Source organism: Blautia sp. DFI.9.10, assembly GCF_024461705.1.
Lineage (GTDB): Bacteria > Bacillota > Clostridia > Lachnospirales > Lachnospiraceae > Blautia_A > Blautia_A fusiformis.
Genome location: NZ_JANGAA010000001.1, coordinates 49263 through 62567, shown reverse-complemented (window position 1 = coordinate 62567; position 13305 = coordinate 49263). Strand labels below are relative to the sequence as shown.

The 13305-nt window shown below is 46.0% G+C and carries 13 protein-coding genes; all 13 read right to left on the bottom strand.

Going from position 1 to position 13305, the window contains the following annotated elements:
* Position 1: 1 nt before the first annotated feature.
* The gene (locus NE671_RS00270) at positions 2-856 is read right to left on the bottom strand and encodes an FAD/NAD(P)-binding protein (RefSeq protein WP_015524689.1); all 855 of its coding nucleotides are present in this window, start codon (positions 854-856) and stop codon (positions 2-4) included.
* Positions 849-1886, bottom strand: coding sequence for a 4Fe-4S dicluster domain-containing protein (locus NE671_RS00265; RefSeq protein WP_059085576.1), 1038 nt, complete (start codon positions 1884-1886; stop codon positions 849-851). Before NE671_RS00265 ends, NE671_RS00270 begins: the two co-directional genes overlap by 8 nt.
* A gap of 3 nt (positions 1887-1889) precedes the next feature.
* Positions 1890-2864 (bottom strand): 4Fe-4S dicluster domain-containing protein, encoded by a 975-nt coding sequence (locus NE671_RS00260; protein ID WP_015524687.1) that lies wholly within the window; start codon positions 2862-2864, stop codon positions 1890-1892.
* On the bottom strand, positions 2852-3295 hold the full coding sequence (locus NE671_RS00255; RefSeq protein ID WP_015524686.1) for a hydrogenase iron-sulfur subunit: 444 nt from the start codon (positions 3293-3295) through the stop codon (positions 2852-2854). The genes NE671_RS00260 and NE671_RS00255 overlap by 13 nt, the downstream gene beginning before the upstream one ends.
* Positions 3286-5274 carry a 4Fe-4S binding protein gene (locus tag NE671_RS00250; RefSeq protein WP_173740476.1) on the bottom strand — a complete coding sequence of 663 codons (1989 nt, stop codon included), beginning with the start codon at positions 5272-5274 and terminating at the stop codon, positions 3286-3288. Before NE671_RS00250 ends, NE671_RS00255 begins: the two co-directional genes overlap by 10 nt.
* Before the next feature lie 4 nt (positions 5275-5278).
* A complete protein-coding gene (locus NE671_RS00245) occupies positions 5279-5668 on the bottom strand; it encodes a 4Fe-4S dicluster domain-containing protein (protein ID WP_015524685.1) in 390 nt (129 codons plus the stop codon).
* Positions 5665-6459, bottom strand: coding sequence for a CoB--CoM heterodisulfide reductase iron-sulfur subunit B family protein (locus NE671_RS00240; protein WP_022426047.1), 795 nt, complete (start codon positions 6457-6459; stop codon positions 5665-5667). Before NE671_RS00240 ends, NE671_RS00245 begins: the two co-directional genes overlap by 4 nt.
* A 374-nt stretch (positions 6460-6833) precedes the next feature.
* A complete protein-coding gene (locus NE671_RS00235) occupies positions 6834-8273 on the bottom strand; it encodes a L,D-transpeptidase family protein (RefSeq protein ID WP_173740475.1) in 1440 nt (479 codons plus the stop codon).
* Between the two features lie 215 nt (positions 8274-8488).
* Positions 8489-9733, bottom strand: coding sequence for a 3-isopropylmalate dehydratase large subunit (locus NE671_RS00230; protein ID WP_173740474.1), 1245 nt, complete (start codon positions 9731-9733; stop codon positions 8489-8491).
* 19 nt (positions 9734-9752) lie between these two features.
* The gene (locus NE671_RS00225; RefSeq protein ID WP_021653000.1) at positions 9753-10244 is read right to left on the bottom strand and encodes a LeuD/DmdB family oxidoreductase small subunit; all 492 of its coding nucleotides are present in this window, start codon (positions 10242-10244) and stop codon (positions 9753-9755) included.
* A 44-nt stretch (positions 10245-10288) separates the two neighbouring features.
* Positions 10289-11539 carry a 3-isopropylmalate dehydratase large subunit gene (locus tag NE671_RS00220; RefSeq protein ID WP_118071372.1) on the bottom strand — a complete coding sequence of 417 codons (1251 nt, stop codon included), beginning with the start codon at positions 11537-11539 and terminating at the stop codon, positions 10289-10291.
* Between the two features lie 3 nt (positions 11540-11542).
* The gene (locus NE671_RS00215) at positions 11543-12025 is read right to left on the bottom strand and encodes a LeuD/DmdB family oxidoreductase small subunit (protein ID WP_022426042.1); all 483 of its coding nucleotides are present in this window, start codon (positions 12023-12025) and stop codon (positions 11543-11545) included.
* 139 nt (positions 12026-12164) lie between these two features.
* The gene (fliB, locus tag NE671_RS00210; RefSeq protein WP_044962413.1) at positions 12165-13301 is read right to left on the bottom strand and encodes a flagellin lysine-N-methylase; all 1137 of its coding nucleotides are present in this window, start codon (positions 13299-13301) and stop codon (positions 12165-12167) included.
* Between the last annotated feature and the right edge of the window lie 4 nt (positions 13302-13305).

The window sequence follows — 13305 nt, the reverse complement described above, 5'->3', positions numbered from 1 at the left end:
CTTAGTACTCATTAGGTAATTCATCCACCTCATCACATCGGAATACTGGGCCGTCTTTGCAGACGTATTTGTCTCCGATGTTGCAGCGGCCGCATTTTCCGACACCGCATTTCATACGAAGCTCCAGTGTGGTATATACCTGATCTCTGGAGAAGCCCAGCTCTTCCAGTCCTGCCAGAACGAATTTGATCATGATCGGCGGACCGCAGACCAGAGCGGTCTTATTGGTATCAAAACCAATCTCCTTCAGATAATTCGGAACAAATCCTACATGACCGTCCCAGCCTTCCTGCTCGCGGTCAATGGTAAGATATACATTTACACCTTCTGTTTTCATCCATACTTCCTGGATTTCCTTAAGCTGCACCAGATCATCTGCGGAACGGGAACCATAGAGAATATCTACTGTTCCGTAATCCTCACGGTTATCCAGCACATAATTGATCACAGAACGAAGAGGTGCCAGACCGATTCCACCTGCGATGAACAGGAGATTTTTTCCCTTTAACTTATCTTCCACCGGAAAATGATTTCCGTATGGTCCGCGGACTGCGATCTCATCTCCAACCTGAAGGCTGTGGAGATAATCGGTAAGGGATCCGCATTTTTTGATGCTGAATTCCTGATAATCCTTTACAGTCGGAGAAGAAGTAATGGAAAACATACCTTCACTGACGCCTGGTGCACAGACCATGGCACACTGTCCTGGCATATGCTCGAAAAGCTTTCCACCCTCCGGAGCTTCCACACGGAAGGTTTTTACATCCGGTGTCTCCTGACGGATATCGGTGATCACGCCAACCTTTGGGATCAGCGTATCCAGTGTATAATTTTTATGACAGGTACATTCACTCATTCTTTTCACCTCCCTGTTTTTCAAAGGCCTTGATGACTTTTACGATATTTAAAGATTCCGGACATTTCTCCACGCAGCGGCCGCAGCCAACACAGGAGAACATGCCGTCATTATTTAACGGATAATAAACAAGCTTATGCATAAATCTCTGACGGAATCTCTGCATCTGGCTGGTACGGTTGTTTCCGTGAGCCATCATGGTAAAATCAGAGTACATGCAGGAATCCCAGCAGCGGTAACGGTGAACACCGTGCCCTGTGTCGTAATCCTTAATGTCATAGCACTGACAGGTCGGACATACGAAGGTACAGGTTCCGCAGGCAAGACAAGGCTTGTACAGTTTCTCCCATACAGGAGAATTGAAACGGTCCATGTATTCTTCCTGCGCCCATCCTTCCAGTGAAAGATGTGTATATGGAAGAAGCTCGATAATACCACGGATCGCCTTCTTCTCCTCTTCTACCTTTGTCTCATCAGCATCTGCCAAAAGCTCCTTCACAGCTTCTGTCAGAGCATTTCCCTTTTCTGTGAGAGGCTTCCAGAAAAGCTCTCCCTCGATGATCCAGGCTGCAACATCTGCTTCCGGATCTGCAGCATCAATGCCAAATACTTTACAGAAGCAGCTTTCCTCCGGTTCATGACAGGCAAGCGCTACAATAGTTCCATGTTCTCTTCTTGCCTGGTAAAAAGTATCCACCGGATCCCCAAGGAATACCTTGTCGAGAACCTTCACCCCCTGTACATCACAGGCTCTCATTCCGAATACGACAAAATTCTGGTCTTTCAGCGCCTGAGGCTCAATGCTGATATTTTTTCCGTCCTTTTTACAGGTATAGAGATTTTCACTCTGCGGAAAGAAAGCATCCTTCGGTGATTTCACGGTTTTCAGTGTTTCAAGGGAAACTTCTGCATCCTCGCTCCATGCCTTGAAGTTCACCTGTTCACTTACCTTTACCGGTAAATATAATTCCTGGTCTGCGGCAATTTTCCGGAATAATGCCGGCAGATTTTCTACTGCGATCTTATACATACATTATCCCCTTTCTGCCACGATCCCTGGCTCTACATCCTCAAAGGTAAAGCTGGTAAGCGGACCCTTTGACTCCGCATCCTCGCCTGCCTGATACTCACCGTAAAACGCATCAATATCCTTGATAAACTTACGGTTAAACAGATGAAGGGGAATTCCCTGCGGGCAGACTCTGCTACACTCGCCACAGTCCGTACATCTTCCGGCTACATGGAAGGCACGAATCACATGGAACATCTTTTCCTCAAAGGAATCCACATTTGCCTTCTGGGCGCTGTCGAACTTGTTGCTGTCAAAAACGCATTTGCGGCAGCTGCAGGCCGGACATACATTACGGCAGGCATTACAGCGGATACATTTACTCAGCTCGCTCTGCCAGAATGCAAATTTTTCTTCCGGACTCATTGCCTCGATCCGCTCAACTTCTGCAAAACGGTCAGCGTCCTTTGTCTCCTTTGACTCACCGATCAGTTCATCGTAAATTTTATGCTCTTTTCCTTTACATACATGGCAGCGTTCCAGCATGGCATCTTTGTATGCACAGGTTTTTTCTCCGTAAACAGTATCCACAGTCAATGTCTCTGCATCTCCGGTAATCTCTGCTCCGGAAATTCCCCGGATACCCTTGATCCCCATTTTGCGGATCTTTTCAATATCCAGCTTTCCTTTACAGCCAACACCTACGATATAGGCTTTTTCTCTGTCTACACGATGCTCTTTCAAAAGCTGGTTAAAGCTATATGTATCGCAGGGCTTCAGACAGACCATGGTTTTTCCTTCCAGCTTGGAAGCTTCGATCATATATTTGCTTAAATTGGCACCGCAGAATCCATCATAGACAAAATCCTCCAGAGATTCCGGTGTTTCAAAATAGGCTGGTTCCGGATTAAAGGCAAGATCTCCGGCTTTCCACCCAAGAACCCGGACTACCGTGCCATCTGCAAGCAGTTCTTTTGCACGTTTTATCAGCTCCTGCATCTTATATCCTCCAATCTCACGTTTTTACCAAGTGAATGGATCTTCTCAACAAACTCATTCATAGTCTGTGAAAATTTCACGCCTTCTGCGGCAGATACCCATTCCACACGTGTTCTTCCGTTTTCCACCCCAATATAATCCAGCATTGAAAACAGAAGTGTCATACGTCTTCTTGCATAATAGTTTCCGGTACTGTAATGGCAGTCTCCCGGATGGCATCCGCACATGATCACACCATCGGCTCCTTTTTCAAAGGCACGGAGGATGAACATGGGATTGACACGGCAGGAACATGGAACACGGATGATCTTTACATCCGCCGGATAGCTCAAACGGCTGCTTCCGGCAAGGTCTGCTCCGGCGTAGCTGCACCAGTTACAGCAGAATGCCACGATCTTTGGTCTGAATTCTTCCTTTGTTTCTATCGACATATTGCATCCACCTCCGCGATAATCTGTCTGTTGGAGAAGCCCTGAAGGTCCATGGCTCCTGACGGGCAGGCTACTGTGCAGGCACCGCAGCCCTGGCAAAGTGCTGTATTGACAACCGCAACTCTTCTTGTCTCACGGATACCGTGATCGTTGACCTGTTTCTCCTCATAGGAAATCGCTCCGTAAGAACATACATTTGCACAGGTAGAGCATCCGTTACAGAGAAGCTCGTCGGATTTTGCCGTACATGGATTGGTTGTCAGCTTGTCCTTTGCAAGAAGTCCTATGGCCTTAACAGCCGCAGCTCCTGCCTGGGCAACTGTCTCCGGGATATCCTTTGGTCCCTGGCATACACCGGAAAGGAAAATTCCTGCTGTCGGTGATTCTACAGGACGAAGCTTTGCATGAGCTTCTGTAAGGAAATTGTTGGTGTCAATACTTGCAGTAAGCATGGTAGCGATCTTACGTACATCCGGATTTGGCTCAATGGCTGTTGCAAGAACTACCATATCTGCTTTCTTGAAGATCTGCTTATTATCAAGAAGATCCGAGCCCTGAACAAGAAGTGTTCCATCCGGCTGCGGAATTACTTTTCCTACCTGACCTTTGATGTAGTTTACGTTATACTGCTCAACTGCTCTTCTGTAAAACTCATCGAAGTTTTTACCAGGTGTACGGACATCAATATAAAATACCGTCACATTGGTATCCGGATATTTATCACGGATCAGCATGGCATGCTTAGCTGTGTACATACAGCAGATCTTGGAACAGTATGGCTTTCCACGGTCATCGGAGCAACGGCTTCCAACACACTGGATAAATACGATCTCCTTCGGTGCTTTTCCATCGGAAAGACGCTCAAGATGTCCTTTTGTAGGTCCTGCAGCATTCATGATACGCTCCAGCTCCAGAGATGTGATCACATCCTTGCTCTGGCTGTATGCGTATTCATCATATTTGTCAAGCTTGATGGTATCAAATCCGGTTGCCACCACGATTGCTCCGTATTTCTGTGTTACGATCTCATCCTGCTGATCGTAATCAATGGCTCCTGCCTGACATACTTTGGAGCAGACACCACATTTGCCTGTCTTAAATTTCAGGCAATGCTCTCTGTCGATCACAGGAACATTTGGAATCGCCTGTGCAAACGGAGTATAAATAGCTGACCGGTTGTTCAGCCCTCTGTTGAACTCATTTGGAATCTTTTTGGAAGGACATTTTTCCTGGCAGACTCCACAGCCTGTACATTTGTCCATGTTGACACTTCGCGCTTTTTTGCGGATATCAACAGTAAAATCTCCTACAAAACCTGCAACTTTTTCTACTTCACTGTATGTATAGATATTGATCTTTTCGTGAGCTGCAGCCTCCACCATTTTTGGAGTAAGGATACATGCGGAGCAATCCAGAGTAGGGAAGGTTTTGTCAAGCTGTGACATTCTTCCGCCGATACTTGGTGTTTTTTCCACAATATCAACTTCATAGCCTGCATCGGCAATATCAAGAGCCGTCTGGATTCCGGCGATACCGCCTCCGATGATCAGGGCTCTCTTTGTAACCTGGCTTTCTCCCGGCTGAAGAGGAGCATTTAAATTAACTTTTGCTACTGCTGCTCTTGCAAGGATCACGGCCTTCTCCGTAGCCTCCTGCATATCCTTGTGGATCCAGGAACAGTGCTCACGGATATTTGCGATCTCCACCATATATGGATTCAGGCCGGCCTTTTCCGCTGCTTTACGGAAAGTTGCCTCATGCATACGCGGAGAACAGGAACAGACAACCACTCCTGTGAGATTTTTTTCACGGATGGCTTCCTGGATCCTGGACTGTCCTGCTTCAGAACACATATACTGATAATCTTCTGCATGGACAACTCCTGGCTCTTTTGCAATGATCTCCACAACCTTTTTCACGTCTACCGTAGCGGCAATATTACTTCCGCAATGACAGACAAATACACCGATTCTCTGCACTTTCTCACCTCCTGTATCTTCTGAACGCACTTACAAGCAGCTGCTGAGGAAGCTCCGGATCAAGAAGCTCCGGAATTTCATTTGGTGAAAGATAGTCTCCGCCTTTTTCCCGAACAACCAGCTGTCTTGCCCCGTCAATGATCTTTCCGGGTTTTACGTCTCGCGGACAGCGCTCCACACAGGCAAAACAGGAAAGACATTTCCACAGGGATGCTGAATTTACAAGTGCTTCGATATTTTCATTGATCACGTAGGACACAAACTGATGAGGCTTGATATCCATCTCGTCAAAGGATGGGCAGGTAGCAGAGCATTTGCCACACTTCATACATTTCAGAGGATTGGTCCCGCTGATCTCCTTTATTTTTTCCGCAGCAGAATGGTTATCTCTCATTTTGCCACCTCCTCTTTGACGCCAAGGGCTTCTGCCAGAAGCTCTGTAAAATAGTAAACCGGCATTTTATTTCCGGAATTTTTATTCAGATTGTATTTGCAGAGCGGACAGGCAGTGATCAGCATATCTGCGCCAAAGCCTGCTGCGCTTTCTTCAATCTTTTCACACATATTCTGTGACATTTCTTTTTCTTTCAGGGATATATATCCTCCACAGCATTCATTTCTGTAAGGATAGATCACAGGCTCAGCGCCAAGGGCACGGATAAAATCCTCCATGATCCTTGGATTTTCCGGATCATCAAATGCCATGATCTTTCCAGGTCTCAGAAGCAGACATCCGTAATAGGCTCCGATCTTCTTTCCGGTAAAAGGATTTACTACTTTTTCTTTCAGTTTATCAAAACCGACTCTGTCCCGGAGAACCTCCAGATAATGGAGAACGGTTGTCTCTCCTTCATAGGGAGCTTCCAACTGCATATAATTGTTGGCTCTGGTCCGGATATCTTCCACATTTTTCATATCATCATTGACACGCTTGATCACATGATGACAGGCTGAACAGATCGTCACCAGATCCTGGCCTTTTTCTTTTGCCTGGTTTAACGCACGGACGGAAGAAAGCTTTGTGGCGATCTCGTCTGTGCCAAGCGGATAAACACCACCACAACACTGCCAGTCCTCGATCTCCTCAAGCTCAAACCCAAGGGCTGTGGCACTGGCTCTGGCATACTCATCCAGATCTTTGGCCTTTGTTCTCAGGGTGCAACCCGGATAATAACTGTACTTCATACCTTTCATTATCCTTTCTTAGTCTAAAATCTGACGTTTATAGTAGATATTCTTGTTCATATATTGTCTTTTTTTTAACGATACATGAATAAAAAAATGAAATCTCAACTAACACTTATTTGAGTTTTTTTATCAATTTGCACCCAAATAAAAGAGAAAAACACTCTTCCTCCGCAATTAAGAAGTGTATTAGCTCGATTTCCGAAATCATCATATCACGTTATTTCTGTTTCGACAAGGCTTTTTCGATATTTTTTGTGTTTTTTTTAACGTACTTTTGAAAAACCTTATCATTTACGATCCTGCTTCCATGATAATTTTCATTTTCGGGCATAAAAAAAGCTCCGGATCTCTCCGAAGCTTTTTTGCTCCTATTAGTAAATAATGATCGGATAACCTGCATCAATGGTGTTATAGATCAGTGCTGCCTGATCCTTAGGCAGATTGATGCAGCCGTGGCTTCCGTTGGTTTTATAACGGTTCCCGCCAAAGGATGACTGCCAGGACGCATCATGAAGTCCCTGTCCGTAGACAAAAGGCATCCAGTAATTAACCTTTACGTTGTATCCATACTCAGAGCTTGACAGATTATAGGGACTCGCCTTGTAGGCGATCGGCCATGCACCACGATATGTTTCACGCCCCTTCACCGGCTTACCGCTGACAATATCTGTTTCCGTCACAAGGCTTCCGTCCTTATACAGCCACAAATGCTGTGCATCCAGACTGACCTCTATGTAACTGCCTGCCAGATCGTCTGTTCCGTTTCTCTGGTATCCTTTTTTGCTGTAAACAGGCTCTCTTGTTACAGCAGTACCACTTTTCAGGTCTTCCAGAAGCTGAGCATATTCTCCGTCCTGATCGATCCGGTATCCGTACTCATTTCCCTCAATGGTCACATCCGTTCCCGCAGATGTATGAAAGGTGCGGGGAACATAAATGGTATTGTATTTGTTGGCAAGCTCACTGATGTAGGCTTTAATGGCTTTTTCATCCAAAGTCAGCGCCTCCCCCTCAGCCTTCAGCCAGGATGTGATCGTATCGGAATCCAGAACAGCCGTTTCACTTCCGAATGTATAAGTTACTGTACTGCTGCGGTATTTCTTCAGCTGGCTGTTCAGGTCTGTAACCTTATTTTTCATATCCTCTGTTGCAGTGACAGTCGGACTTACATACACATGCTTGTTGATCGGTACTGTAATGATATCTCCAAGAAGAGCCGTATCAAATGCTGCGTTCAGATTTGTGTCCACAGTAGTCTCCAACTTATCCGGATCGATCTCCGTCCCCTGTACCTGCTTCACAAGGGTGAATTCTTTTTTCTCCTTATCGTACTGAATGGCGGCATCAACAGAAGCTTTTCTTTCTTCCGTACCGAAATTTGAAAGATCGAGAGCCTGCTTTTCCTGCTCCTCATCTTCCTCGATCTGACATTCCGGTTCTATATTTTCTTCCTTTGGAAAAAGCTTCCGGCTCTCTTCCCGCTGTTTCTGAATTTCTGTAAGCTTACTCAGAAGGGCTTCTTCATTGAGACTGTAGCCCAGCTCTTTCAAAGTAGTACTGTAAACTTCCTGATCATTTTCCTGAAAGGATACCGGACGATCTGCAAATTCCGCAGTGATCTTTTCTTCTGCCTGCTTTGCATCCAGTCCGGAAACATCCACTCCCCATATGGAAATCTTCCGTCCCAGCGTATTGTGATCTGCCAAGTATGTATAGACAAATAACCCTGCCACTGCCAGGATCGTTACGCCAATGCAGATTCCAAGTATGATCTTCAGTGTCTTTTTACTGATGGTTGATCTTTTCTCCATACCCTTATCCCTCGAGTCTTATGTAATATATGTTATGTTGTCACACTGGCTGTTATTATAATACAATAAATCCCATTTTCTGTAAAAATGACTTATCCCGGATCCTTCTGATCCGGTAAAAAAAGACAGACTGACGCCTCTGCGAAAATCTGTCTTTCTCATACGTTTCTTTATCTGTTTCTTCCGGCAATATTTCTCCAGGGATCTTCTGCTTCTTATTCCGGCATTACGATCTTGCCTGCAACGGCACAGGCTGCTGCTGTTTTCGGAGATGCCAGATAGATCTGAACCTTGGAAGTTCCCATACGTCCCAGAAAATTACGATTGTTGGTTGCCACGACCTTTTCACCGTCTGTCAGGATTCCGCCGGTCCTTCCGCAGCAAAGTCCGCAGCCCGGATGTGTAATGACAGCCCCTGCTTCCGCAAGAGTATCCAGAATGCCAAGCTCAATAGCCTGACGGTAAATTTTGCGGCTGGCAGGAGTCACGATCAGCTTTACAAAGTCTGCAACCTTTTTGCCCTTCAGCACCTCTGCTGCCGCCATAAGGTCCTCCAGACGTCCGTTGGTGCAGGAACCGATGAATACCTGGTCGATGGTCTCACCCTGAAGCTCACTGACATCACGGATCTTGTCCACCTGAGACGGACATGCCATTACCGGCACAAAATCCTCTGCTTTATAAGTTATGGTCTTCATGTAGACAGCATCCTCATCTCCCACAAGACTCTTCTGATAATCATCAAGCTCTACGTTGCAGTAAGCAGCTGTCTTCTCATCTGGTGTGAAAAGTGCACATTTCGCACCGGCCTCAATTGCCATATTCGCCATAGTCATACGGCTTGCCACAGACATATTTTCAATGGTGCTTCCGCAAAATTCCAGAGCACGGTAAGTAGCTCCATCTGCACGAAGGTCACCGATCAGGCGGAGGATGATATCCTTGGACATGACATTCTCCGGAAGTTCTCCATCGATCACAACCTTTATGGTTTCCGGAACCTTGATCCACATGGTTCCTGTTCCCAGGATGCTGGCCATCTCTGTGTAACCGATGCCGGAAGAAAACGCACCGACACATCCATAAGTCGTGGTATGGCTGTCTGTGCCAAATACAATATTACCGGGTTTAACATAACCTGCCTCAGTCATAAGCTGATGACAGATACCGTCACTTCTGTGTACGTTTTTCATGCCATATTTAGCTGCAAAAGCATCTCCCACATGGAAATGTCTGGTATCATCCTGCTGACTTGCCGGTACAAGATGGTCATAGATCAGAACAACCTTGTCCGGATCCCACAGCTTCTGAAAGCCCATCTCCTCAAATTTGTCCGCTACAAACGGAATAAAGATATCATGGATCATCACTCTGTCAACATTGACCGTCACGATATCGCCAGGCTTTACTGCTTTGCCTGTGTTATGTCTGATAATTTTCTCAATGATCGTCTCACCCATTATTTCTCTCCTTTCCGTCTTAGTCCAGACCGTTCAGTTTGCGCATGGCTTTTACAAGTCCGCCAGCCTGAATAATATCCATCAGATTCTCCGGAAGAGAAGCAATCGGGTACTGTTTTCCGTTATGGTCTACATGCTCGTTCATCACAACTGTAACTTCATCTCCCTCTTTCACATTGTCGTGAAGATCCGGCTGTTCGATAAGAAGAAGGCCGTTGTTGATGGAGTTGCGGAAAAAGATCCGTGCAAAAGATTTCGCAATAACACACTGTACGCCCAGTGCTTTAATGATCTCCGGTGCCTGCTCTCTGGAGGAACCGCAGCCGAAGTTCTTTCCTGCTACAATAATGTCACCTTTCTGGATCTGTCCTGCCAGCTCCGGGCGAAGGGGACTGAATCCGTACTGTTTCATATCGTCAATGGTTTTCAGCGCCAGATACTCGGTCGGAATGATGATATCGGTGTCAATATCATCGCCCAATACCCACACTTTTCCTGTAAATGCTTCCATATGTATATTCTCCTGTTTATTCCTGAATATCTTTTCTGAGGTTTTTATACTCTGTCTGCAGTTGCGATCTCACCTGCAATGGCAGATGCGGTAACCGTTGCCGCAGATCCCAGATAAACCTTGGAGCTCGGATGTCCGGCACGTCCCTTGAAGTTACGTGTTCCGGTGCTGATAAGAACCTCGTTCTCACCGATCACACCCTGGCAGCTTCCCCAGCATACACTGCAGTTCGGGTTCATCACAATAGCGCCTGCTTCCATGAAGATATCAATCAGGCCTTCTTTTAATGCCTGGCGGTAGATGGTCTGGCTTGCAGGAACGACCAGGAAACGAACGCCTTCTGCAACTTTTTTACCCTTGATCACCTCTGCGCCTACACGGAGGTCTTCAATACGGCCGTTGTTACAGGAGCCAAGAAATGCCTCGTTGATCTTGATGCCGCAGGTTTCCTCAGCCGGAACTACATTGTCAACGAAGTCCGGTTTCGCTACAACCGGGCGTACTTTGGAAAGATCGAAGGTGTACTCTCTTGCGTAAACAGCATCCGGATCGCTGTGATATACAGCTTTTGGTTCACGGCCATGCTCTTTCAGATATTCCAGAGCCTTGTCATCTGCCTCAAAGATTCCGGTCTTCGCACCGGCCTCAACAGCCATGTTGCAGAGAGCCATACGGTCGCTGATGCTTAATGTTTTGGCGCCTTCGCCGGTAAACTCCATTGCCTGATAATTACATCCGTTTGCTCCGATCTCTCCGATAATGGTAAGGATCAGATCTCTTGCATAAACACCCTCAGGAAGTTTCCCTGTCAGGTTGAATTTCACAGTTTCCGGTACCATAACCCAGGAAGTTCCGGTTACCATTCCATAAAGAAAGTCTGTACATCCTACACCAGTACCGAAAGCGCCAAGTGCTCCATAAGAACAGGTATGGCTGTCTGCACCAAAGATCAGCTGTCCCGGACGGACATAATTCTCGATCATGATCTGATGACACACGCCTTTTCCTTCCCAGAAATCAATGTTGTTTTCTCTTGCAAAATCTCTCATTTTTTTCTGGGATGCTGCTGTTTTCGGGCTGTCAGACGGTACATTGTGGTCTACGATAAATACCAGTTTCTTTGTATCTGCGATATGTGGATTTTTTAATTTGTTGTTGTACATGTCAACAGTCAGATGTGTGGTTCCGTCATTGCTCATCAGATGATCCAGCTGAACTGTATAGATATCTCCGGGTTTTACACTGTCCACTCCAGCCGCTGCCGCGATGATTTTTTCTGCGATCGTCATTCCCATCTCTTATTCCTCCTCACGGTTCAGAGAAGCGATAAGGCCGCCCTGATTCAGTATATTCTGCATGTATTCCGGCAGTTTTGTGCAGGAATAAGTCTTACCATTGGCAACAGCAGTTCCCTCGGACATATGAAGCTCCAGGGTATCTCCTGTCTTCACAGCATCCGGAAGATCCTTACAGACAATTGCCGGAAGTCCGATATTAATGGCATTGCGGAAAAAAATACGGGCAAAAGATTTCGCAATAACTGCCTTTACTCCAAGTGCCTTAAGAACACCCGGTGCCTGCTCTCTGGAGGATCCGCATCCGAAGTTCTCTCCTCCAACTACAAAATCTCCCGGTTTAACCTTTTTGGAAAAATCCGGATCCAGTGATTCAAATGTGTGGCCTTTCATTTCATCCAGATTCGGCAGAAGCAGATACTGGGATGCAATGATCTGATCGGTATCAAGGTCATTATGAAATTTAAAAATTGTTCCCTTATCCATAAAACAAGTTCCTTTCTGATCGTTATCCATTTCAGGGCAGTCATTCCTCCGCTGCCCTATTCGTCCTATATTCTAACACAAAACATCATATAATTAAAATGTATATTTTTAATACTTAATATAACTTTAAGTTATAAAGTCATTTCCCTGTGATCAGCGCAAAATATCCCCACTCCCACAGAAGCTCTTCAAAACTGTTCTCAAGATATTCCCGGATATCGTCTTCCTCATATCCGGTCATTCTGGAGATCACTACCATATAATCCCGGAGTGTTTCGTAGGGAAGAGATCCCCGTCCATCTTTCTGCCACCGAAGAAAAACAGCCTGGCGGATGGTGGCATATTCCATACCGATCCACTGCATATGGACCAGGGCATCTTCCAGATCTCCCTCCGGTGTCAGAAGATCTGAATATACTTCGTTGGCAAGAAAGCTCCGGAGAAGGTCTTCATATACACGAAATTTCCGATAAAAATCCTCCCGGGCTTCCACCAGTTCCTTTTCCTCATATTCTTCGGACAATTCCTCCGCAAGTTCCATCACCGGCTCCAGATATTTCCGGTAAAGTCCCTCTTTCCGGTAATTTACAGCCAGGTCCTGCAAAAGTTCATTGCATTCGTCCATGGTATCCAGAACAGGCAGCTCTATTTCATTAATAGCATGTTCCAGTTGGCGAATCGTTTTCTCTGAAAAATAATCTTCCACAAGCTCTGTGGTAAGCGGCATGTTCCAGTGAAGTTCCTTCAGAACATAAAAACTTTCAAGAAGGATTTCCTCCGGTGTTTTTTCAGGATCCATTATAAGATCCATAACCTTCCGGCGCACAAGAAAAAGCGGCTGTTCCTTTTCTTTTGGAGTTTCCGGAAAAGCGATTCTTTTCTTCCCCTTCCAGATGTCCAGGACAGCCGGGCAACAGGGCATCATGGTCGCTTCCTTATGATCCTGAAATTCATGGATCTCCCTTGGAAAAATCTGGCAGGTCTCTGAAAGCATCGAATCCCCATAAGCACTTACCAGATAGCACAGTCTGTTCTTTGCAAGAAAAGGACAATCGTGCTCTTCCGTCATCTTCATGATCCGGCTGCCGTCCTTTTTCATGGTATAGGCCTGCAGGCAGCTTCTGTGTCCGGGCACCTCTGACGGCGGCTGGATGGTTTTCCAGTTTCTGTAGGTTTCATCATCTATGTTGATCTTCCATTCCCTGCAGCAGCTGATGGTGCATTTGTCTGCAATACAGGTAAATTCGTCGTAATAATCAGGTTTTAATAATTCCATGTTT